This window comes from Petrotoga sp. 9PW.55.5.1, assembly GCF_003265365.1.
Lineage (GTDB): Bacteria > Thermotogota > Thermotogae > Petrotogales > Petrotogaceae > Petrotoga.
Map to the genome: position 1 here is coordinate 1 of NZ_AUPM01000064.1, position 24,217 is coordinate 24,217.

The following is a 24,217-nucleotide window of genomic DNA, read 5'->3' on the forward strand; positions in this document are numbered from 1 at the left end:
TTTCAAAAAACCCTATGCACTAGTGAGTGAGTAATAGGGGGTGAAGAAAACGATACGGGAAACACCCAGACCCATACCGAACCTGACGGTTAAGCCGTATCGTGCCGATGGTAGTACGATTCTTTCGTGCAAGAGTAGGTATCGCCCCCTTTCTTTTATTTAATTGCCGCTTCTTTTTATTAGAGCGGCAATTTTTTTGTTTTATATTTACTTCTATGGTATAATTTTTTTTGATATTAATATCTTTTGAGGGGGTATTTATTAATGGATGAAATAAAAGAAACGGCTTTAAAAAGATATGAAGAGTGGTTGGAAAAGATAGACAAGAATCAAATAGAAGAATTAAGAAAATTGAATGAAAATGAGATAGTAGATCGATTTTATAAAGATTTAGAATTTGGTACGGGTGGTTTGAGAGGAAAAATTGAATTAGGTACAAACAGAATGAATGTTTATACTGTTGCTAGAGCTACGCAAGGATATGCTAATTACTTAAAAAAGCAGAAAGACTTTCCCAGTGTAGTTATAGCGTATGATACAAGAAGAAATTCAGAGCTCTTTGCTAAGATAGCAGCAAGAGTTTTATCAGCAAACAACGTTACTGTTTATCTTTTTGATCAAGTTGCTCCAACTCCTTTGCTTTCCTATGCAGTAAGAAAAATTAAAACAGATGGAGGTATAGTAATAACAGCTAGTCACAATCCTCCTGAGTACAATGGTTATAAAGTTTATACATCAGATGGAACACAAGCTGTACCTAAATTCGCTAACAAAATTACTGAAGAAATTGATAAATTAAATTATTTTGAAGACGTGAAATGGATAGACTTTGATACTGCAGTTAAAAACGAAAAATTATTTTTATTAAATGAAGATATATTTAATGATTATTTGGATGAGATAGAATCATATATCAGATCTTTGAATCCCTATACTGATAAGAAATCAGTTATTGTTTATACTCCATTGTATGGTGCAGGTTTAAAATTAGTAAAAAGTATATTGACGAGATTAGGTTTTGATGTTAACTTGGTAGAAGAACAATCAAAAATAGATCCTAATTTTTCAACATTAAAAGTGCCAAATCCTGAAGAAAAAGATGCGTTTGAATTGGCGTTGAAGAAGGCAAAAGAAATAGGAGCTGAATTGGTTTTAGCAACCGATCCAGATGGAGATAGGATAGGTGTATACGAAAAGTATAAAAATGATTATGTTTCTTTTACGGGAAATCAGATTGGTGTGTTGTTAGCTCATTATTTATTGAGTAAATTTCATGGATTATCCGTTCTACGACCAGAGGATTATATTGTGAAAACAATAGTGACTACTGATATGGTTAGACCTATAGCAAATGAATTTGGAGTACAAGTAGAAGAAACTTTGACGGGGTTTAAATTTATTGGAGAAAAAATTGAAAAGAATAAAGATATCGGCAAAAAATTTTTATTTGGTTTTGAGGAAAGTTATGGTTATTTGGCCAACGATCATGTAAGAGATAAAGATGCTGTGATTACAGCTGCTCTTATATCAGTGATGAGTTCTGAAATGAAGTCAAAACTTAAAACGCTTACTGATTACCTAATAGATCTGAAAGAAAAGTACGGTTATTACGAAGAAAAACTTGTTTCATATACATTTGAAGGGTTTGAAGGAGCACAAAAAATAAAACGGATTATGAATAAAATGCGAAAAAACCCTCCTCTAAAAATAGGAGATTTAACTTTGAAAGAAACCTTAGATTATCAAAAAGGAATCGAAGGATTTCCCAAATCAGATGTTGTGGAACTTAGATATTCAGATATTAAAATTATTGGTAGACCTTCAGGAACTGAACCTAAAATCAAATTCTATATATTATTGAAGGCTAGTACGGAAAAAGAAGCTAAAGAATTAATTAAATTATCAGAAGATGCTATTTCGGAAATTGTAAACGTATAAAATTCTTGTTGAAGGTGATACTTAATGTTGTTTTATAACATTTTATTTTCTGAAGAAGGAAATTTCAAAGAAATAAAAAATATTTCCTATTCTAACGAAGAAACTTTGATTATCACCGAAGTAATTTCACCGTTGGTTTTAAAGAAATCTAAACCTTTTCTTATTGGTTATTTCATAGTAGAGGAAGATAACAAAGATATATCAGGAATAATGAGACATTTAATAATTAAAGAATCTTTAGGAAAGCGTATTGAATTGAATTATACAGACAATATTTCTAATGGCGTTAGGGAAATCTATGGAGATTTTGTAGAATTGGTTTCAAAATATATTGGATTAAGAAGGGTAATATCATCTTTTAATGACCTGATCTTGGAAGATGAAATTAATAATAATTTTTCATTTTGGTTAGAAGATATTGTTAAAGATGTAGCTATGGATAAGAGAGAGATATTGGCTCAAAGAGTTACTAAATTTGTAAATCTTTATTTAATAAAGGTGTATGAAGGAATTTATAAAAGAAACATCCATTTACTTAAAAAATACGAATCAGAAATTACTTTTAAGATTTTAGAGACTTCTATGTTGCAAAAGATATATTAGGAGGAGTTTTCGTGAAATGGGTTTCAGCAACTGTAGTTTATGATGGTACAAATTTTTTCGGTTATCAAGCTCAACCAGAATCCCGTACTGTACAAGGGGAAATAGAAAAGTCATTAAAAACCATATTTAAGAAGGACGTTACTATCTATGCTGCGGGTAGAACAGATACAGGTGTTCACGCTATGGGGCAAGTTGTTTCCTTTGCTGTAGAAAACTCATCAATGACTGAAAAAAATGTAAAAGATGCTTTGAATTCTGTTTTACCAGAAGACATTTATGTTAAAAATATAGAATTGGTTAAAGAAGGATTCAATCCCAGAGCTGAAGCGACTAAAAGAATATATCATTATTATATATATAATAATAAAGAGCCGAATTATTTTTTTAAGAAATAGAGTTTGGTGGATACCGTGGGATTTAAATTTAGGAAAGATGAGATCAGCTGCTAGATTTTTTGAAGGAGAACACGATTACACTAGTTTCAAAACAGGAAACGATGAGAGAAATCCCATAAGGACGATATATAGAGTCAGGATAATTAAACAAAAAAATAATATAATTCTGATACGTGTAGAAGGAAAATCTTTTTTAAGAAGAATGGTTAGGAATATGGTTGGAGCATTAATAAAGGTAGGGACAGAGGTATGGCAACCAGAAGACATAAAAAAGATATTGGAGATAAAGAAAAGATCAGCTTCCCCAACATCTGCTCCTCCGCAAGGGTTGTATTTTTATTCTGTTTTGTTTTAATAGTTTCTATTACCCTTGCAAGAACTGAGATAGGTTTAATATATAAAGGACCTTATAATTATTTCAACGAGGTTATTTTTAGCCTGTATAAGTACGCAGATATATCTATTCCTCCATCAGATACCTCTAATAGAATGGAAATCATTTATAATGATGGGTTGTTTTATATTAAATATAAAAATCAAAATGTCTCAACTTTATTATCAAATATGGAAAGTACAATTAAAGAACTTGTTAATGAACCCCCAAGATCAGTTTTTGTAATTGCAGAAGATTCTTTCATTCTTACTGATAGTGGAACAAAGACTTCTGTTTTTTTAACTTGGGATCAAAATATGGAAGTTAAATTAGATATGAATGGATTTATTTTTGAACATGCTTTTTCTCCTTCTTTAGGAGAATTTATTTATAGAATTCCATCTCGGTTAGTTGATTTGGAAATATCCGGAGCTAATAGTGAAATTATCTTGAATGATAAAAAAATCAATATACCAATTGTTTTAAAGGTTCCACCTTCTAAGATTTTTATAGAAGATGGTATTAAAAAGATAGAGATTGATTTAACCGATTATCATGAAAGTAAATATGTTGTTGACTTAAAAAAACACGATATATATCAAAGAGTAAATACTAAAGTTAAAAAAGTCTTCGAGATAGAAAGTGGGATATTTTTTTACGGTGAGCCTTTGTCTATATGGATGCCAAATGGAGGAGAACCTTTTATTACCGATTCAAGGTTTTACTGTGATTATGGTGATATAGAAGAAAAAAGTAAGACATTTTTCATTGATGGAGAAATAGTTTTTGCCCATGAGAATGATAAAACTATTTATTTGCTTACTAGTTCAGGACATTTTGTTACTTTAGGGAAGAAAAATATTAATAGAGATTTTGAAAGAGCTCCAATGTCTATTATAGTAACCGATAAGTATATTCAAATAAAAACCTTTAAATTAGAAAGTTATAGAGTAGATTTTGAAGGTGGGATATTCAAGGAGGGAAATGTCTATAATATGAATTTAGATTTGCCTTCTTACGATCACAAAGATTTTTATGAGTTTAATAAATTATCTTTTGAAATTAAAGATAATGAAATAATTATATACAACATTTCTGAAGAATAAAATTATTGGGGAAAATTAAGTAAAAAATTTTCTATTGAGCCTTTGTATTCTATTTTACCCCCGTTTAAAAAAACAATTTTATTTGTAATATCAGAAAATAAAGATAAATTTCTTGTCGAGATAATTAAAGTTCTTTCTTCTTTAATATCATAAAGGAAATTTTTAATCTCTCTTAGCATAAAGTCATCTAAATGATCTAGAATAGAATCAAAAATAAACACCCGAGGATTACGTGCCAAACTCAAAAAAATAATAAATGAGATTTTGTCTCCTATTGTCCAGTTTCGAAAATTCTCATATCTTTTTAGTGAAATGTTATTAGAAAATATATGTGAAATATTAAGCTTGTTGAGGAGAATAAATTGTTCATGAGAAATTTCGGAAGGTTTAATACCTAAAGCTAGGTTGAAAACTTCACTTAAGGTAAGAAAATTAATATTATCAACAAAGGAAGGCTCTGAATAAGCAATCTGAGATCTTAAATATCCTTTTTCTATATCTTTTATATCTTTTCCCAAAAATAATATTTGGCCTAAACTTTCAACGTTTCTAAAAAGTTCTTTATTCAAGGAAACCAGGGAACGAGTTAATAAGGATTTTCCAGAATTTCTTGGTCCATAAACTAATAGAATTTCATTAGTAAAAATGTCTAAACTAATATTATGGAGCATTTCTTGCTCATCAATAAACATAGAAAAACTCTTAATATTTATGATTTGCTGTTCGTTCATTTTAATATTGTTTATTTTCCTTTTTGTTTTTATAAAGCGAATCTTCTTTTAGTAAGGCCAATCTTCGTATGCTTTCTTCATCTTTTGCATTTTTTAATTCTCTAATAAAATCTATCTGTGATGAAAATCTTATATTATTATGCTCAATCTGTTTGTTTAATTGATTTTTTTCATGCATATTTTCTGCCGCCTTTCAATAAATAATTTGCTTTTTGTTGGGGGCTTTCAAACATATGATACTCTTCTCTTTATACAAAAAAGCTAAATTCCATTACATTTCTTTTATAAATCAGTGAAAAATATAAATAACAAAACACCCTAGAAGGGTGTTTTGTTATTAAGAATACATTGTGTTTAATAAAATAACTAAACTAATAAAGGTTCTAAAGTTCTATTTAATACTCCATGAATAAATGAAATAATCACTCCGTAATTAACTATAGGGATATCTAATCTATTTATTGCATTGATTCTTCTCATCATCATAGTGCGTGTTAAGGTACAACCTCCACAGTGAATAATTAATTTTATATCTCTAAGATCTTCTAAATCAGGGAATTCTTTGCCTGCTACAAATTTAAAATTTATATCTTTTTTTGTATATTTTTCTAACCAGTTAGGTATCTTTACCCTACCAATATCCTCACTTAAGGGCCTATGTGAACATCCTTCCATTATTAGTATCTTGTCTCCATCCTCCAATTTGTTTATAACGTCAACATCTTTAGTTAGTATTTTTATGTCTCCCTTGCTGCGAGCTTCTAATATTGAAAATGTTGTTAAATTAATATTTTGAGGAAGCAATTCATCGACTTTTTTAACTGCCTGTGAATCAGTTATCACAAGTTTGGGGAGAATTTTCAATTTACTAAGGATTTCGCTAATTCCTTCAACTGACGTAACAATAGGAAAGGCCCCTCTATCTAAAGTTTCTCTTATAGCATTGACTTGTGGCATTATCAATCTACCTTTAGGAGCGCCGGTATCTACAGGAACTACAAGTAACACAATATCGTTAGTATTTATATACTCTGGAATTAAAGATATTTCTTCATCAGTTATTTTTAATTTTGTTAGCTCTTTCTTTAGTTGTTCTATATTAATTCTTTCTTGAGAAGATACTTCAATAACAGGTTTTTTGAATATTTCTGAATAAACCCTTTTCAGAGATTCAAAATTTTTAATTTTATCAATTTTATTGATGACTATAATATAAGGAATTTTCATCTCATTGAAAGTTTTAGAGATAAAATATTCAAATTCTTTTGGTTCTGAATCGACAACTAAAACTCCGATATCTGCTTTATAAAAAGCTTTTTTTGCTTTTTCTACTCTTTTTATTCCTAAATCTCCCTCATCGTCTATACCTGGTGTATCGATTAATGTTACTGGTCCGATGGGTTGTAGCTCCATACTTTTATATACTGGATCAGTTGTTGTTCCAGGAACGTCGGAAACTAAAGCAATTTCTTGATTTAGTATCGCATTTATTAAAGAAGATTTCCCCACATTTCTTCTGCCGGCTATTGCTATATAAGTTCTGAACCCTCCCGAAGCAATCATTATAACATCTCCTTTAACTTTTTTTGAGTGATTTTAGAAGGGGAAAATCCCAATTCTCTTAATTTATTGTAAGAATAGAAATATTCGACTTTTATTTTGTTATCATAAATATTATAGTTTTCTCTGTATTTATCGGGAGTTATATTAACCATAATGACGTTACATCCTGCAAAAAATCCTTGATATTGAAGGTCTTCTGAAATCGTTCCTAAAGCTGTTGTTGTAGGCATTTGTGCTTTTGGAATACAAAGACGAGTTGCAGCATAAGCGTTTAAAGTTAATTCTCCACTACCGGATGGAAATTTTTCTAATGGTGTATTATGAGCAGGAATAAAAGGCCCCATTCCAATCATCTTTATCTTTTCATCTCTCATAAATAGGATATCATCGGCAATATCATCTAAGGTTTGTCCGGGTAGTCCTATGATGTTTCCTGAGCCTGTTACGTAACCTAAGGTGTTCATATATCTTAGTAATTCAATCCTATTTTCATAGTTTTTGTCGGGATGTATTTTTCTAAAAAGAGTTTTATTTATGGTTTCATGTTTTAGTAAAACTCTTACCGCCCCAGCTTTTCGAAATTTTCTATAAGCAGAAAAACTTCTTTCTCCGATAGATACAGAAACAGGCAACTTAGTGTTTTTTCTTATTTCACTGATAATAAATATTAAATCATCTTCAGAATAACTATCGTCTTCTCCACTTTGGAGTATAATCGTGTCCAATCCGTAATCTGCTGCTTGTTTTGCCACGTTTATTATCTCTGTAGGAGACATTCTGTAGCGCCTAATAGATGAATTCTTGGCTCTTAATCCACAGTAAAAACAATTCTTTTTACAGTAATTAGAAAACTCTATTACTCCTTTAATATTTATATAATCTCCTGTGTATAATTTTCTAACGGAATTAGCAAAAGTAAAAACGATCTTTCTTTCTTTATCATCTTTTTTTAATTTTAGAATTTTAATTATGTGCTCTTTTTCTAACGTTTCATGTTCTAAGAAATAGTTTAGAACATCTTTTATTTCTGAACTATGTGATGAATAATCTTTTAAAATTTTTTCTAATTCGTTTCTAATTTGAGGTTTCAATTAGATTCCCCCTTAAGTAAACTACCAATGAACTCTCTTGACTCTTTTATTACTTCTTTTTTATCGCTTTCTATAAAAACTACATACTTATCATCTTCATAAGTTTTTACAGCAGGAATTTTAAAGCCTTCTCCTTTCCCGTATATATAACTTATTCTTCTACCGATTTTTTCCGCTAACCAAATTTTGATTTTATATTTCTCATAGAATGCGTCAATTAATGATTTTAGGATATCTATTTTTTGTTTATTCATAAAATAAAGCACCTTCTTAAAAATAAACGTCTCTTTTACCGGTTTTTACCAATTTTATTTTCTCAATCAGCTTTTGTTTTAAAATTCCATCTTTCATATTTTCAACTTCTTCGTTTATTCTATTTTCGATAGAATGGCGAGTTTGCTCGGGTGCATAATCTAATGCATATTCTAAAGAAGTTAATATAGCATTTGGAGTGCAAAATCTTTTTACAAAACCAGGAATAGAAAATTCCATAAAATGTTCACCCGTTCTTCCCATTCTATAACAAGCTGTACAGAATGAAGGAAGATAGCCTTCTTTGGATAATTCATTAATCACTGAATCTAAACTTCTTTGATCCCCTAGAGTAAATTGACTTTTTTTGTAAGCTTCTTTATCTTCTGTTGAATATGCCCCTACTCCGATATTAGAACCTGCATCAATTTGAGAAACTCCCAATTGTAAAACTTCATTTCTTATTGCAACAGGTTCTCTAGCAGTCAATATAAGACCTGTATAAGGAACAGCTAATCTTAATATTGCTACTATTTTTTTGAATTCATTGTAGTTTACTAAATAAGGTGGTTGCTCAGAGATCGGAGTATTTAATGCCGGTTCAATTCTTGGAAAAGAGATAGTATGTGGTCCGAATCCAAATCTTTCTTCAAAATGAATGGTATGGTATAGTAATCCCATAACTTCAAATTTATAATCATACAAACCAAATAAAGCTCCTATCCCCACATCATCAATTCCTGCTTTTATGGCCCTATCTAGACCATACAAACGCCAAATATAACTAGATTTAGGACCTTTTGGATGCATTTTTTTATACATATCATAATTATAAGTTTCTTGAAAAATTTGGAAGGTTCCAATTCCTACTTCTTTTATTTTTTTATAATCATCAATAGTTTGAGGTGCTGCGTTAATGTTTACCCTTCTTATCTCTCCATTTTTATTTTTGGTTTTATAAACAGTCTCTACCGTTTTTGTAATAAAATCAGCATTGTAGTCAGGGTGTTCTCCATAGACTAAAATTAATCTTTTATGACCTTTATCTTCAAGTGCTTTTACTTCTTTTTCTAGCTGTTCGAAAGTTAAAGTGTTTCTATAAATTTCTGTATTGCTAGATCTAAATCCACAATAAGTACAATTATTGATACATTTATTTCCAATATAAAGTGGGGCGAAGAAAACGATTCTATTTCCGTAGATGTTTTGTTTTAATGTTCTTGCCCCTTCAAAAATCTTTTCCATTGTTTCTTCATCTTCCACATTTAAAAGCGTTGCTACCTCTTGAGGATCTAATCTTTGTTTTGATAAGGATTTTTGAATAATTTCTTCAACCTTAGTTTTGTCTGGAGCTTTAGTTTCTTCTAATAATTCAAATATTTTTTCTTCTTTAATAAATGATTTTTGAGAACTGTGATCTTTAACATAAAACATAAATGTCCTCCTTTAAATTGTGTGAGATTTTACTTTTAAACCAGGGATTTGTCCTAATTTCCCATTGAGAGAGCCTAATTCGTCAGAGGTACCTTCAAAAACCAAAAAAATAATCGATAAATTTTTATCTTGCCTTGGGTACCCTACACGCAAAAGAATATTATCAGCGAATTTGTGTAAAAGCTCATTTACTACATTATAGGTTTTATCTCTGTTTTTTACGGCAATTGAAATCATCGTTAGTCTTTTTTCCAATAAAAAAATCCCTCCTTCATTTTTGAGATATCAAAAGAAGGAGGGATTTTAAACCCTCTGCTTCCCTTGATATCAGATTGTATTCCTCAATCTCAGGAAATATGTGAAATAATTAACTTATATAGTAAAAAAATGGTGGAGACGGCGGGAATCGAACCCGCGTCCGAAAATAGGTGAACTCGGCTTCTCCGAGCGCAGTCCGCAATCAGTTTTTGGATTTTTACGACTTTGCGGACATAGTCGTAAAATCCTAGTGCCCTTTATACTTTCAAATCTGGGCACAAGATTTGAAAGTGAAGCCTTTTTCTGACGCCTCATTCCTCAAGAAAGGCTCCATTAAACTTGAGGAGAGACGAGCCGCCGTCTTAAGCAGCAGCTAAAGCTAATTCTGGTTTTTCGGCATTTCAAAAATTTTTTAGTTTTTTTACGAGGTAACGTCTCCTCGACTCGCTTCCCGAGCTCGACCTATTCCCGTCGAATCCAAAACGTCCCCATTTATTTTATTTTTTATTCCATTTAAATTATATCAAATGTTACAAAAAAAATCAAGGTCGCCTTATATACCATTGTAGTTTATCAGATAGTTTTGAATCTCTTTCTTGCAAATAAGGTACTAGTTTAGGGTTCTTATATAATATTTTGGTAATTGAATCCAGCACCAAAGATTTAATAGAACTATCATTAGTCCTATAATATTTTTTTAAAAGAATATCTAAAGATTTTCTGGTTGGCAGTTCCGTAACAGCCATCAAAGAGATTTCCTCGATTTCTCCTTCTTCGCCATCCAAGTAAGTTTCTAAAATATCTAGATACTGTTCATCTTTGGTTAATTTTAACAAATGTTCAATTATCAAAGGAAAGGCTCTTTCATCAGAAAATTTGTTAAACATCATTTTTAAGTTTTCTTCTATTTCTTGACACCCCAATTCAGAAAGAAGCTCAGCAAGATATAACAAAACAGTGTCATCTTGCAGGTTAAGATCGAATCTTTTTTTAAATTCGTTGAGTAAGTAGTCTTTACCTTCTGGAGCCATAATACTTAGGGCGTCTCTTGCAAGTTCACTTACTTCTGTATCTTCATCATCTAAAAGTTTTATTAAATTAGGAATAGCCTGAATACCTTTTTCTTCAACTATTTTTTTTAGCAAATCTTCACGACTGTACATTAAATTACACACCCTTTTCAATAAACTATATTTCCATACATTTCTTTAATTTCATTTAATTTTTCTTTTTCAGATAGTTTTATTATAGCTGAAATTGCCTCATTGTCAACTGATTTAATTATTTTGAAATGTTCATTTGCTAAAGTAGCAACTTGAGGCATATGTGTGATGACAATAATTTGTTTGTTTTGAGATAAATCACTTAATTTTTTCCCAACTATATCTGCCATTCTCGGTCCTACTCCCGAATCTATTTCATCAAAAACCATTGTGTCTATAGGATGATTTTTTCCTAATACTATTTCTAAAGCTAAGATAATTCTAGATAACTCTCCACCTGAGGCAACTTCAGCAAGTGGTAAAAAATCACTTTTTGGGTTAGTTTTTAGTAAAAATACAATTTTGTGAGCTGCATCTTTTTGAGGAGCATTTAATTTTTTTATTTTCCAATCAATCTTACAATTTTCCATATTTAAATCTTTAAGATTTTCCTCTACATTTTTTTTAAGCACATCAAGAAAAGGTTTTGTTTGATCTATTAAGTTATCGCTTAAATTCATCAACTTATTTTTTAGCTGGTTCAACTTTGGTTCTAATTCGTGAAAATCTTTTTTTATTTCTTCTAACATATTTTTTTGTGATTTGTATTTTTCTAGATTGGTTAAAACATCTTCTAAAGAAGGCCCATATTTTCTTTTTAGCTCCATTATTATATTTAATCGATTACTGATCCTTTCAAGCTCTTCTGGGTCACTTTCTAAATTCTCCACTTTAATCTGCAACAGATCAAATAATTCAGTTAGCTGTTCTTGAATAAATAAAGCCAAAGAATGTTCTTCTTTAAAACCATAATCGATAATTTTAGATAAATTATAAACTACCTCACCAATCTGCAGGTCTATTGACTTATCATCCTCTTTAAGAAGGTATAGTGATTCTATTAATTTCTCTCTTATTTCTTCTATATTGTTTAGAGTTTTAAAACGAGAAGAAAGTTCATCATCTTCGTTAGGTTTAAAATTTGCTTCTTCTATTTCTTTTATTTGATAATTTAGAATATCAATATTTCTGAAAATATCAGTTTTATCTGTAGGAAGATTTTCAAACTTTCTTTTCAAATTTAAATATTCTTGATAAACTTCATCATATTCTATAAAAAAATTCGGGAATTTTTCTCTTAATATTTTAAATATCAAAGAATTTTGATAATTATCATCTCTTAAAGCTATGTTAGAATCTTGTGAATGAACTTCTAAAAGATATTTTGAAATCTCTTGAACGATATTTTTCGGAACTATTGTATCGTTTAATCTAAAAAGGGTCTTTTTAGGAGTGAAATTTACAGCTAAAATCAATTCATTGTTTTCTAAAGGAACGTAATCCTCCACCATTTCTGCAATGAAATCATTAACCGTAAAAAAAGCAGAAACAGAACCATTTAAATTCTTAAGATTCTGGGGAACATTTCCTGTCAAAAATATTCTTAAGGCATTTAAAAACATTGATTTGCCCGTTCCAGACTCTCCTGTAATCGTAGAAAAGTTGGAATCAAAATCAACGTTTGCTTTTTTAAAAAGGCCAAAGTTTTTTATAGACAAAGAATGTAACATCTGCTCACCAGCCTTGAGATACCCTTTCAGTATCATTCAAATAAAATTATATCATAATATCTATTTATAATTTACTTTTTAAATAATTTAATATCAAGTCCTTAGCGTCTAGTTTAATTGATTCATTTACTTTAAATTTCGGCGTCTTTATGGCTTCTTCTATAACTTCTAAATATCCTTTTGCAGTATTCTTCCAAGTATAATTATTTAAAACTCTCTTTTTGACCTTTTTAGAGTAGTAATCAAAATTATTCAACCCTTCTATTATAGCGTTTGCAATATCTTCTGTATTAAATGGATCGAATAAATTTCCTGAACCGTCGGCAAATATCTCACTAGGCCCTCCATTTTTGGTTGCAACAACAGAAAGTCCGCAGGCTCCTGCTTCAATAGGAGCAAGCCCAAAAGGTTCATAAAAAGAAGGTAGAACAAAAACAGAATTCATTCTTGAAAAATATTTATAAGCTGTAGCTAAAGCTTTTTGAGATCTAAGATCAAAGAAAAAAACTTTATCTTTTATTTTTGCTTTCTCAACTTCTGTTAAAATTGGTTCCAAGATATTTTTTTCTTTTATTGATAAATTTTCTATTTCTTTAAAAGGATCAGCTATTCCTCTTAAAAAAATGGCTAAATTGGCTTTATCTTGTAATTCTTTAGATTGAGAATAGGCTTTAACTACCATAATGTGATTCTTTTTTTCATCCAATCGACTTGACAGAATAATAAAGGGTTTTTTTAATCCATTTATTTTAATTTCTATTTGAGTTAAAGTTTCTTCATCTAGTTCATTTAAATTATCATTAAAAATTTCGGTATTAACTCCAGGAGGAATAACTTTATATTTATTCTCATTCTCAACTTCTGAAATATCTTTATATAAAGGATGTGAATACTGTTCGAATCTTTCCATCGAAGTTGAAACAATAATTTTACTAGCATACTTAATAGATAATCTTTCAGCTGAAATTCTTTGAGAAAAGTGATATTCTCTGTCTATATCCTCGAAATTATTCAAATTAACATTTAATTTATCTAATTTTTGAGCACCTAAAGAATGCCCAGTAAAAGAAAAATTTAATCCGGTTTTTGATTTCAGTAAGACTCCGGAATAACCCCCATCTCCGTAATGACATGTAACAAAAGTAATCTCATCTTTTTTGTACAGCTCAATAATTTTATTAACATACTCCTCTAAATAAGGCCATAATTTTTCTTTATTCAAAAATCCCTCTCCTCCAAAAGGTACCCTTACAATTCGAGGATTTCTACTCTCATCGTAGTAATCGATAGAAGAAGCAAACTCTTGCCAATCTGGATCGACGATTTTGCGAGTAATTATATCTACAAAGACATTCATTTTTGCCAATTCTTTTGATACTTCTTTAACGTAAATCAATTGCCCTCCAAAATCAGGGTGTTCAGTTAAGTGGGAATCATTCTTATCGAAATTCCCTTGAGGATTTAAAAATAAAATTCTCATAAAAAAACCTCCAAATTCTTAATAAACCAAAAGCGGTTAGATATTCTTTATTTTACCATATTTAATTTTCAATTTTAAGTTTTCATCTAAAAAACTTTTAAATAATGGATATGCACATTAAAACGTATGACTTTTTTTAATTAAAACAAAATATGCTATAATCTTTAGGATTGAAGAATAGAAATTCTCATGATCAAATCATAAAAATAGGAGGTTTCAGGATGATTTCACCCCACGGAGAAAAATTGATAAACAGAATAGTAGAAGGTGAAGAAAAAAAAGAGTTATTAAAAAAAGCTAGTCAATTGAAAAGTATAGATGTATCGTACTTTGATTTGTCTGAATTAGAAAATATAGCAACCGGTTTGTTCAGCCCTTTAGAAGGTTTTATGACTGAAGAAGATTATAATAACGTACTAGACGAAATGAGATTAAAAGATGGAACAGTATGGCCCATACCTATTGTATTATCAGTAAAAAAAGAGACAGCAGATGAGATGAAAATCGGAGAAGATATCTTGATAAAAAATCAGGAAAATGGAAAAGAATATGCAATACTCCATCTTAAAGATAAATATTTAAGAAGAAAAGAAGAAGAGGCCTTAAAAGTATATAAAACAAAAGAAATAGAACATCCAGGTGTAAAATTTCTATACGAACAAGGAGATATCGCTTTAGGAGGAGAAATTACACTATTAAATAGAATAGAACATGAAAATTTTAAAGAATACAGATTAGAACCAAAAGACACGAGGAAAATATTCCAAGAAAAAGGATGGAGAACGATAGTTGCTTTCCAAACAAGAAACCCCATACACAGAGCGCATGAATATCTTCAAAAAACTGCACTTGAAATAGTAGATGGACTATTCATAAATCCATTAGTTGGGAAAACCCAAAAGGAAGATATCCCATCTGAGGTTCGAATGAGATCTTACAAGGTAATACTTGATAAATATTACCCTAAAAACAGGGTTTTATTAAGTGTATTTCCAGTAAATATGAGATACGCTGGTCCAAAAGAAGCTATCTTTCATGCGATATGTAGAAAAAATTATGGATGTACACATTTTATCGTAGGTAGGGATCATGCAGGTGTTGGAAATTATTATGGAACATACGAAGCACAAGAAATATTTGATCAATTTACTCCTGAAGAAATCGGTATAGTGCCTCTTAAGTTTGAACATTCCTTTTATTGCAAAAAATGTGAAAATATGGCAACCTCAAAAACATGCCCACATGGAAATGAAGATCATGTATTCTTGAGCGGAACTAAAGTACGTGAAATGCTTTCAAAAGGAGAAAAGCCACCTAAAGAATTTACAAGACCAGAAGTTGCAGAAATACTAATGGAGTTTTATAGAAGTTAGTAATTAATAAAAAACATTGTTCTCAGGGGGATAATTTGCATATTACAATTAACAAAAAAACGATTTCTCTGTTATTAATTATCGTGCTTATATCTGGAAAGATATTTTCCTATGAATTATTTTTTTCAGGGGAAGAGTTGTTATTTTTCTTAAATCAAAAGCTAAATAGTAGTAAATCTATTAAATTAGTATCCTTCAGTTTAGATAACACAATAAGTGATGGAATTTCAAAAATCAACCATGAAATTTTTTTAGAAAAAGATGGTGGATATTCTGGGGATATTCCATTGTCAATTACATACGATAAAAATTACGATGGGTACTTGCATCAAAAGTTTATAATTTTTGATAATAATTCTATTTTATTTGGAACCGGAAACTTTACAAAAAGTGGGTTAAAAGAAGACTTCAATATTTTTATATATACAGAAGATATGAATATTGTAGCAGTTTTTCTAAAAGAGTTTTCTAATTTTAGAAATGGAAAATTTGGAAATAATAAAAAAATAGTTAAAGAAAATTTAAGAAACACCGATATGGGTAATATAGAAATTATAACAGGACCGTCAGAAGAGATATATAAAACTGTATTAAAGAAGGTTTCAACAGCAAAGGAATCTATAAAACTATTTTCTTATTCATTTACCGATCCCTATTTTATTCAAAAACTGGAAAAATTATCTTCTAAAAACATTTGTATACAAATCATTTCAGATGATTGGAATAAGATTTATAACTCTCCTCTTATATTTATGATGGGAATAGATATTAAATATCGAAATGATATTCATGCAAAATGTTTAACAATAGATAATGAAATAACTATTATAGGAAGTTATAATCTTACTTATAGAGCCAGAGAAAAAAATGATGAAGTAGTTGTAATAATAAATAATAGAGGGATTGCAGACACAATAAATGCGAAATTTGATTTATTATGGCAAGAATGATAAAATATATAAGATTTTTTTAAAAGGAGGCTTGTGCTTTTTTTAAAAGCACAAAAAGGCTATGAAAATTAGAGTTGCTATATCTCAGATTGATTCTTATGTTGGAAATTATGCAATAAATCTTCAAAAAATTAAAGGTTATATTACAGAGGCAGCATCTAATAATGCAGATATTGTTGTTTTTCCAGAGTTAGCATTAAATGGTTATCCTCCTGAAGATTTGATATTAAAGACACAATTTTTACGTGATTCTCTAAACTGCATTGAGAAAATAAGAGATTTCAGTAGATCGAAAGATATAATTATAATTTTAGGTGGCATAGATTGGGATGTAGAGTCGTATAATACAGCTTTTATTATATACAAAGGGAAAATGTATGGCAATTACAAGAAGATGTTTTTGCCAAATTATTCCGTATTTGACGAAAAAAGATATTTCTCAGCTGGCAGATCTCCTTATATTATGGAAATTGATAAAGTTAAAGTAGGGATAACGATATGTGAAGACTTATGGGTTCCAAACGGGCCAGCAATTTCTTTAGCCCAAAATGGGGCAAGCATAATAATTAATCTTTCTGCTTCTCCTTTTTATAAAGAAAGAAACAAAACAAGGTTTGAGATGCTTAAAACTAGGGCTTCTGAATTATCGAGCTGGATAATTTACTGTAACCTAGTTGGAGGGCAAGATGAAATTGTTTTTGATGGAGGAAGCGTTGTCGTAAACCCCTATGGAGAAATTGAGTTTAACGCTCCTTATTTTGAAGAGGGATTGTATTTTGTTGACATAGATCCACTAGAAGCAACGAGGGCAAACTTAAGAGAAGGTAAAAGGAAACACTATAATGAAAGCGTTTACTTTGAAAAAGTTAACGTAATAAATATTGAAAAAAGAATACAAGATAAACTCCCCTTAAATAAAAATAATTTTTACAATCCAGATGTTTATGAACAATTATATTTAGCAATAAAAATAGGAATTAAAGATTATCTATCAAAAAATGGATTTGAAAAAGTTGTGTTAGGCTTGAGCGGAGGTATAGATTCTTCCTTAGTGGCAGCTATTGCAAGTGATTCTATAGGACCTAAAAATGTACTGGGACTCATAATGCCTTCAAAATTCTCTTCAAAATCGAGTGTTGATGATGCAGTAGAACTAGCGAAAAACTTAGATATAGATTATAAAATAATTCCTATAACAGATATTTATGAATCATATATTAGTGAATTAAGTGAAAGTTTCCAAGAAAAAGATGAAGATAAGACAGAAGAAAATATACAAGCTAGGATTAGGGGAAACATTGTCATGGCTTTTTCAAATAAATTTAACTATTTAGCATTAGCTTGTGGGAATAAAAGTGAAGCAGCTACTGGCTATGCAACATTATATGGAGACATGGCTGGTGGATTTTCCCCGATTAAAGACTTATATAAAACTGATTTATACAAGGTTGCTAACAAATTCAACGAAATACATAACAAAAAGATAATTACAAAATCTATATTAGAAAAGGCACCTTCTGCAGAACTTAGACCTAATCAAAAGGATGAAGATACCTTGCCTCCTTATTCATTATTAGATCAAATTTTGTTTAAATATATAGATAGAGAAATGTCGTATGATGAGCTTTTACAAGAAGGATATGATGAAGAAATTCTAAAATATGTCATAAATTTAGTCAATAAAAATGAATACAAAAGACGGCAATCAGCTCCTGGCATCAAATTAACAGAAAGAAGCTTAGGCAAGGACAGGCGAATGCCAATTACTAATGGTTACGTCCCTTGGTAGAACCCAGAAACTTGTAGAACACCGAAAATAGAAAGAAGAAGGCGAGATTTCGTGGCAAAAAATGAAGAGAATGGCAGTAGTTTAAGAAATTTACTTGTTATTATAGGAACAATGGTCGTAATATATTTAGCCACTTTTGTATTGTGGGGATTATACGAAGAGAATTTGGAAACACAATATTACTACCCTTATTTAAAAATTAAGGAATCAGGTTATGAAAGAGTAACAAAATATCCTTATACTCCAAAAGGGTTTAATTTAACTATTGAAAAAAGTCAATATACAAATATTTATATTGTAAATACGATTTATGGTTCATTCACAATACAAACTTTTGATGATCGTTTCTTTTTCTTTGAAAACTCAAATATGATTGTTATATCTTATCCTTCATATGATTTTAGAGGGCTCGAATACTCTGTGATACAAAAAAACGGCAACGTTTTTAAATTTGTTATTGTGCCAAATGAGGAAGTTATAAACGAAGTTTTCAATTTCATTGAGAATTTACTTAGAATAAAAGTCCTACAAGTACCTGAATTGGAGACATATGAATATATAAACGAAGGTGAATATGCTTACAATATTATAAGTAATAATAAAGAATTTAGTCTTTCAAAAGATTTAATTGAAACTATTGGTGAATCTAACGATTACATATTTCTTATCTCTAGAAAATATGGTTTATTCAACAAAATATATTATATAGAAAAATCCACTACCAAAATAGGAGAATTAATAATGATTACGCAAATGGATAATTCTTGGATATAATTAAGTTTTTAAAAAATTCTTAAAACAATAAAATAAATGCAGGGAGGGTAAAAAAGTGGAATTTATCAGTAAATTAACTGTGGTTCCAAAAATCCCGGAAAATATCTCCGGAATAAAGGAAATATCTCAAAATATGTGGTGGACATGGAATTATAAAGCACAAGAGTTATTTCAAAAGATAGATAACGAACTATGGAATGCTTCTCACAGGAATCCTATTGTTTTTTTAAAAAAAGTAGAACAAAAAAAATTAAACCAAGTTTCACAAAATCAAGATTACCTCACTTTGTACAACGAAGTTTTAAATAGTTTTAAAAATTACCTAAACAAAAGTGAAAATACATGGTTTGAAACAACTCACAGTGGAACTAAAAAAGGTGAAATTGCCTATTTTTGTATGGAGTATGGTTTACATGAATCCTTTCCAATGTACTCAGGAGGATTGGGAATATTAGCCGGAGACCATCTTAAAAGTGCGAGTGATTTAGGGATTCCCTTAATAGCCGTTGGTCTTCTTTATAAAAAAGGTTATTTTATTCAAAAAATAAATTCTGAAGGTTGGCAAGAAAGTATATATTTAGACTATGATTTTTCGGATTTTCCAATTAAACCTGCCAAAGATATAAACGGGGAAGATGTTTATATTCAATTAAATATATTAGGCAAAAAAATCTTTGTAAAGGTTTGGAAAGTAGAAGTAGGAAGAGTAAATCTTTACCTGTTAGATACTAACTTGAAGCAGAATGATCCTGAAGATAGAGAATTAACTTCCACATTATATGGTGGAGATATTGAAATGAGGATAAAACAAGAGATACTAATTGGGATTGGTGGAATAAGAGCAATAAGAAAATTAGGATACAATCCGTCAGTTTGGCATATGAACGAAGGTCATGCTGCATTTTTAGGTTTAGAAAGAATCAGAGAATTAGTTCAGCAAGAAGGTTTAAATTTCAATCAAGCCATTGAAGTCGTTAGAGCAGGTAATGTTTTCACCACCCATACTCCTGTACCTGCAGGTAACGATGTGTTTTCTGTTTCATTGATTGACAAATATTTTGGAGATTATTGGCCAAGTTTAGGGGCAACAAGACAAGATTTTCTTAATTTGGGTTTAGAAAAGCAAAAAGATGGTAACGAATTATTTTCTATGACTATTTTAGCTTTAAGATTATCCGGAAGAGCAAATGGGGTTTCGAAACTTCACGGAGAGGTTTCCAAGAAATTGTGGAATCATGTTTGGTCAGGGATTGAATGGTTAGAAGTTCCAATCTCGTATGTAACAAACGGTGTTCACATAAATACTTGGTTAAATCCAAAATTGCAAGAATTTTTAAAACAATATTTGGGAGAAGATTGGATGACAAAAATTGATGATCCAGATCTTTGGAAAAAAATGGATAATATACCCGATAAAGAACTTTGGGAAACTCATAAAGAACTAAAAAAAGAATTAATCGAATATATAAGGCAAAGTATAAAAGAACAAAGATCTAGACATGGTGAAACTGTGGAACAACTAGAACAAGTTAACCAAATAGGAGATGAAAAAGCTCTTACGATCGGTTTTGCTAGACGTTATGCTACATACAAAAGAGCTGATCTAATTTTCAAAGATGAAGAAAGACTTAAAAGAATTTTAAACAATCCAGAAAAACCTGTTCAGATAATATTTGCTGGCAAAGCTCATCCTGCAGATAAACCTGGTCAAGAACTAATTAAAAAAATATATGAATATTCCAGAAAACCTGAATTTCATAATAAGATAATAATATTAGAAAATTATGATATGCATATGGCCAGACACTTGGTATCCGGTGTTGATATTTGGCTTAACAATCCCAGACGTCCAAGGGAAGCTTCTGGAACATCAGGGCAAAAAGCTGGTATGAACGGAGCTCTAAACTTCTCGGCTTTAGATGGATGGTGGGTTGAGGGGTACAATGGCAAAAACGGATGGGCTATAGGTGATAACAGAGACTACGATGATTTAGAACTCCAAGATAGAATAGACAGTGTATCTATATATAATCAACTCGAAAAGCAAATAATACCAATGTATTATGAAAATACTAACGAAAAATTTTCTAAACATTGGGTAGAAAAAATGAAAGAATCAATAAAAAGCGTAACTTCATTCTTTAATACATCTAGAATGTTAAAAGAATACACCCAGAAATTATATATGCCTGCTTTGGAGCAATATAAGAATTTCTCAAATGAAAATTATAAGTTAGCAAAAGAACTTGTAAGATGGATAAATTTATTAAAGGAAAATTGGGATGCAATAAAAATACATGTGATTTTTGATCAAGATTTATTGGAAGTAAAAAATGCAGAAGAAGATTTAGAAATTAAAGCTGAAATATATTTACCAGGAATTGGTCCAGACTCAATACTACCAGAGATAGTTGTAGCCAGATTAGAAGAAGGTAAAACCGTCGATATACAAAGACATGACATGAAACTAATAAAAGAAGTCCAAAAAGATACCTATTTGTATTCTGCGAGATTTAAAATTGAGGATAGAGGAGAATATGGAATAAACGTAAGAGTCTCACCTAACCACCCATGCACGCCTCATAAAAACTATTTAATAGGATTGGTAAAATATCCACAATAACTTAATGTAAAATTTTCCATTTCCCCCTTGAAATCCAATATATTGATGTGGTATTATTATATTGCACAATATATTGATACAAGGGGGCATTTTTTATGAAAATTGTGGAAAAATGGTTAGAGAAAAAACCATCGAGAAACGCTACAACAATTTTAGAAGATAGGTACTATTTAAAAGATGGAAAAGGAAATTACTTAGAAAAAAGTTGGAACGAAGTTTCAAAAAGAATAGCAAGACATGTTGCTGCTGCGGAAATTAACTTTACTGAAAATTTAAAAGAAATTAAAAAGGCAGAGGATAATTTTTACAAACTTATAAAATCAAGAATCTTTTTACCAAATAGCCCAACGATTTTTAACGCAGGAAAAACTATGGATAAAAATATATTTCAAAAGGATATAGAAGAAATGACATTAGAAAATTACAAGTCGATTTTTAATGCAAGAAATAAACATAATATGCTTTCTGCATGTTTTGTTATTCCAATGGATGACGCATTATCTGAAATATTTGAGGCTGTTAAAAATGCTGCTTTAATTATGAAATACGGCGGAGGTGTAGGATATGATTTCTCTGTTTTAAGGCCAAAAGGATCATCGATAGCTGGAACAGGAGGAAGATCTTCAGGACCCATAAGCTTTATGCATGTTTTTAATACAGCAGCCTCTACTATAGAACAAGGAGGATCAAGAAGAGCCGCACAAATGGCGGTTATGAGGTATGATCATCCTGATATTTTTGATTTTATAAACTCAAAAAAGGACAACAAAGGAAGCAACGTTCTTAATTATTTCAATATATCTGTTAATATCGACAATCCAAAAGAATTTAAAAAATTACTTGAAGAAGATGGCGAGCTAATTTTGGCTCATCCCTCAACATCAGACAAAAAAGTAATAAAGGCAAGAGAGCTTATGATAAAAATGATTGAAAATGCTTGGAAAACAGGAGACCCCGGGATGCTTTTCTTGGGAAGGCACAATCAATACTATGCTATGAGTGAACACACACCAGTAACTGCAACAAATCCTTGTGGGGAAGAACCGTTACCTCCATTTGGAAGTTGTAATTTGGGATCTATAGACTTATCAAAATTAGTTGATGATATAGATTTAGGAAATCCTAGCTCAAAAACATCACGAGAATTTGAAGAGATAGTTTATTGGTCAGCTAGGTTTTTGGATGATGTAATTGAAGCTAATATATATCCTCTTCCTCAAATTGAGGAAATATCCAAGAAACAAAGATTCATAGGGTTGGGAATAATGGGATTAGCTGATGCTTTATTTAAGAAGGAGCTACCATACAACTCAGAAGAAGCAAGAAAATTTATGGCTAAAGTAACCGCTCAATTAGCTTATTATTCTCATGTATCCAGCACTAATTTAGCAAAAGAGAGAGGAAATTTTCCAGATTTTGATAGGTCCAAATATCCAGAAGGATTCATTCCATTTCCAATGCTTGATGATGAAATTGATGAAGATATAAAATTATGGAACCAAAAAATCAAAGAACATTTTTATGGGGAAGCCAAAAGTTTTAAAAGAAATGTTCAAACAAATACAGTAGCTCCAACAGGTTCTATTTCAAACTTGGCTGACACATCTAGTGGAATCGAACCAAACTTTTTGTTATCTTTTGTTAGATACATGACTAATAAAGAAGGGGAAAGAGTACCCCTTTCCTATATTAATCCGGTATTAATGGAAAAAATAGGTACAAATATGACAGAAGATTTAAAGGCCGAAATAATTGAAAAAGGAAGTATACAAAACATTGAATCAATACCCAAGGAAATCAAAAAAATTTTTGTAACATCTATGGATATATCTCCTAAAGATCATTTATTAGCTCAACATGTAATTCAAAGCTATCTTGATGCATCGTGTTCTAAAACCATAAATATGCCCAAATCATCTACTATAGAAGATGTAAAAGAAATATATACTAATGCTCTAGAGCTAAATTTAAAAGGACTAACTATTTATAGAGATGGAAGTTTAGAAACACAGGTACTAACATCATCATCTCAAGACGAAAAGAAAGCCAGTGAAACCCAGAGTAAAAACGTTACCTTCTTTGTTTTGGATGAAAAACATAAATTAAGAGCTAGACCAAGGAAAGAAACTCTTCGTAGCGTAACAAGAAAATTCAAACACACTACAGGAACGGTTTATGTCACAGTTTCTTTTGACGATGCCGGGGAAGCAGTAGAGATATTTCTTTCAGACGGAACAGAAACAGCTGAAGTAATAGGAAGGTTGTCCTCAATTGCCCTAAGAGCTGGTGTATCTACGGATGAAATAGTTGAACAATTAAGAAAAGTCAAAGGTCAATACTGCAAAGAATTAGCAGAAGAAATAAACAAGGCTCTTAACGATTTTAACCAACTATGGGGATCTCAAATAGAAGACTATGAAATAATAAGAACCGGAACACCAAAAACAAGAGAAGAAGTTGAAAAGTTTGTATATGCCAACGATCTTAAGTATGAAAAAGGATACTACATTGATTCTGATGGGAACACATATTGTCCAAACTGTTTATCAAAAAACGCATTGATAAACGAATCTGGCTGTGTAACTTGTACAACTTGTAGCTGGTCCAAATGTTCTTAATATACTTTATGGACTAAAGTCCAAAATTCCCCTTCCTCGAAGGTGTGGATGCAGCGTTTTATGCTGCAGACGGGGTAGTCACTCTTTAATTTG

19 protein-coding genes, 1 rRNA gene, 1 other RNA gene and 1 pseudogene are annotated in these 24,217 nt (G+C 30.4%); 11 read left to right on the forward strand and 11 right to left on the reverse strand.

Features of this window, described 5'->3' with window-relative positions:
* The first annotated feature begins 36 nt into the window (after positions 1-36).
* From rrf to PW5551_RS09360, 5 genes and pseudogenes are all read left to right on the forward strand, one after another.
* Positions 37-150: ribosomal RNA gene (rrf, locus tag PW5551_RS09340) — 5S ribosomal RNA — on the forward strand.
* Positions 151-264: 114 nt separating this feature from the next.
* On the forward strand, positions 265-1,938 hold the full coding sequence (locus tag PW5551_RS09345) for a phospho-sugar mutase (protein ID WP_113075508.1): 1,674 nt from the start codon (positions 265-267) through the stop codon (positions 1,936-1,938).
* Between the two features lie 24 nt (positions 1,939-1,962).
* The gene (locus PW5551_RS09350; RefSeq protein ID WP_113075509.1) at positions 1,963-2,541 is read left to right on the forward strand and encodes a hypothetical protein; all 579 of its coding nucleotides are present in this window, start codon (positions 1,963-1,965) and stop codon (positions 2,539-2,541) included.
* An 11-nt stretch (positions 2,542-2,552) separates the two neighbouring features.
* Positions 2,553-3,291, forward strand: a pseudogene (gene truA, locus PW5551_RS10875) (tRNA pseudouridine(38-40) synthase TruA).
* On the forward strand, positions 3,186-4,415 hold the full coding sequence (locus tag PW5551_RS09360) for a hypothetical protein (RefSeq protein WP_113075510.1): 1,230 nt from the start codon (positions 3,186-3,188) through the stop codon (positions 4,413-4,415). Before truA ends, PW5551_RS09360 begins: the two are co-directional and overlap by 106 nt.
* Positions 4,416-4,417: 2 nt before the next feature.
* Here the strand turns inward: PW5551_RS09360 and PW5551_RS09365 are convergent, their stop codons facing one another.
* The 11 genes from PW5551_RS09365 to PW5551_RS09410 all read right to left on the reverse strand — a co-directional run bounded on the left by PW5551_RS09365 (position 4,418) and on the right by PW5551_RS09410 (position 13,997).
* Positions 4,418-5,146 (reverse strand): ATP-binding cassette domain-containing protein, encoded by a 729-nt coding sequence (locus PW5551_RS09365; RefSeq protein ID WP_113075511.1) that lies wholly within the window; start codon positions 5,144-5,146, stop codon positions 4,418-4,420.
* A gap of 1 nt (position 5,147) precedes the next feature.
* Positions 5,148-5,324: a hypothetical protein gene (locus PW5551_RS10220; protein ID WP_158526179.1), complete on the reverse strand. Its 177-nt coding sequence runs from the start codon at positions 5,322-5,324 to the stop codon at positions 5,148-5,150.
* Between the two features lie 188 nt (positions 5,325-5,512).
* Positions 5,513-6,709 (reverse strand): [FeFe] hydrogenase H-cluster maturation GTPase HydF, encoded by a 1,197-nt coding sequence (hydF, locus tag PW5551_RS09370; RefSeq protein WP_113075512.1) that lies wholly within the window; start codon positions 6,707-6,709, stop codon positions 5,513-5,515.
* Positions 6,709-7,800, reverse strand: coding sequence for a [FeFe] hydrogenase H-cluster radical SAM maturase HydE (hydE, locus tag PW5551_RS09375; RefSeq protein ID WP_113075513.1), 1,092 nt, complete (start codon positions 7,798-7,800; stop codon positions 6,709-6,711). The genes hydF and hydE overlap by 1 nt, the downstream gene beginning before the upstream one ends.
* Positions 7,797-8,054, reverse strand: a complete 258-nt coding sequence (locus tag PW5551_RS09380) for a hypothetical protein (RefSeq protein ID WP_199562287.1) — start codon at positions 8,052-8,054, stop codon at positions 7,797-7,799. Before PW5551_RS09380 ends, hydE begins: the two co-directional genes overlap by 4 nt.
* Before the next feature lie 16 nt (positions 8,055-8,070).
* The gene (gene hydG / locus PW5551_RS09385; RefSeq protein ID WP_113075514.1) at positions 8,071-9,486 is read right to left on the reverse strand and encodes a [FeFe] hydrogenase H-cluster radical SAM maturase HydG; all 1,416 of its coding nucleotides are present in this window, start codon (positions 9,484-9,486) and stop codon (positions 8,071-8,073) included.
* Positions 9,487-9,498: 12 nt separating this feature from the next.
* Positions 9,499-9,741: a TM1266 family iron-only hydrogenase system putative regulator gene (locus tag PW5551_RS09390; protein WP_199562289.1), complete on the reverse strand. Its 243-nt coding sequence runs from the start codon at positions 9,739-9,741 to the stop codon at positions 9,499-9,501.
* Positions 9,742-9,874: 133 nt separating this feature from the next.
* Positions 9,875-10,234, reverse strand: a transfer-messenger RNA (tmRNA) gene (ssrA, locus tag PW5551_RS09395).
* Positions 10,235-10,286: 52 nt separating this feature from the next.
* A complete protein-coding gene (locus PW5551_RS09400) occupies positions 10,287-10,907 on the reverse strand; it encodes a hypothetical protein (RefSeq protein ID WP_113075515.1) in 621 nt (206 codons plus the stop codon).
* Positions 10,908-10,924: 17 nt separating this feature from the next.
* A complete protein-coding gene (locus PW5551_RS09405; protein ID WP_113075516.1) occupies positions 10,925-12,553 on the reverse strand; it encodes a DNA repair protein RecN in 1,629 nt (542 codons plus the stop codon).
* Between the two features lie 28 nt (positions 12,554-12,581).
* Positions 12,582-13,997, reverse strand: a complete 1,416-nt coding sequence (locus PW5551_RS09410) for a glycosyltransferase (protein ID WP_113075517.1) — start codon at positions 13,995-13,997, stop codon at positions 12,582-12,584.
* Between the two features lie 221 nt (positions 13,998-14,218).
* On the opposite strand from PW5551_RS09410, the gene sat reads away from it, so the two are divergent.
* The 6 genes from sat to PW5551_RS09440 all read left to right on the forward strand — a co-directional run bounded on the left by sat (position 14,219) and on the right by PW5551_RS09440 (position 24,124).
* Positions 14,219-15,370 (forward strand): sulfate adenylyltransferase, encoded by a 1,152-nt coding sequence (sat, locus tag PW5551_RS09415; RefSeq protein ID WP_113075518.1) that lies wholly within the window; start codon positions 14,219-14,221, stop codon positions 15,368-15,370.
* A gap of 35 nt (positions 15,371-15,405) precedes the next feature.
* A complete protein-coding gene (locus PW5551_RS09420; RefSeq protein ID WP_113075519.1) occupies positions 15,406-16,320 on the forward strand; it encodes a phospholipase D-like domain-containing protein in 915 nt (304 codons plus the stop codon).
* A 61-nt stretch (positions 16,321-16,381) separates the two neighbouring features.
* Positions 16,382-18,109 (forward strand): NAD+ synthase, encoded by a 1,728-nt coding sequence (locus tag PW5551_RS09425; protein WP_113075520.1) that lies wholly within the window; start codon positions 16,382-16,384, stop codon positions 18,107-18,109.
* A gap of 51 nt (positions 18,110-18,160) precedes the next feature.
* Entirely contained in the window at positions 18,161-18,883 is a 723-nt protein-coding gene (locus PW5551_RS09430; protein WP_113075521.1) for a hypothetical protein, read from the forward strand.
* A gap of 55 nt (positions 18,884-18,938) precedes the next feature.
* On the forward strand, positions 18,939-21,506 hold the full coding sequence (gene glgP / locus PW5551_RS09435) for an alpha-glucan family phosphorylase (protein ID WP_113075522.1): 2,568 nt from the start codon (positions 18,939-18,941) through the stop codon (positions 21,504-21,506).
* A gap of 95 nt (positions 21,507-21,601) precedes the next feature.
* Positions 21,602-24,124 carry an adenosylcobalamin-dependent ribonucleoside-diphosphate reductase gene (locus tag PW5551_RS09440; protein WP_113075523.1) on the forward strand — a complete coding sequence of 841 codons (2,523 nt, stop codon included), beginning with the start codon at positions 21,602-21,604 and terminating at the stop codon, positions 24,122-24,124.
* Positions 24,125-24,217: the final 93 nt, after the last annotated feature.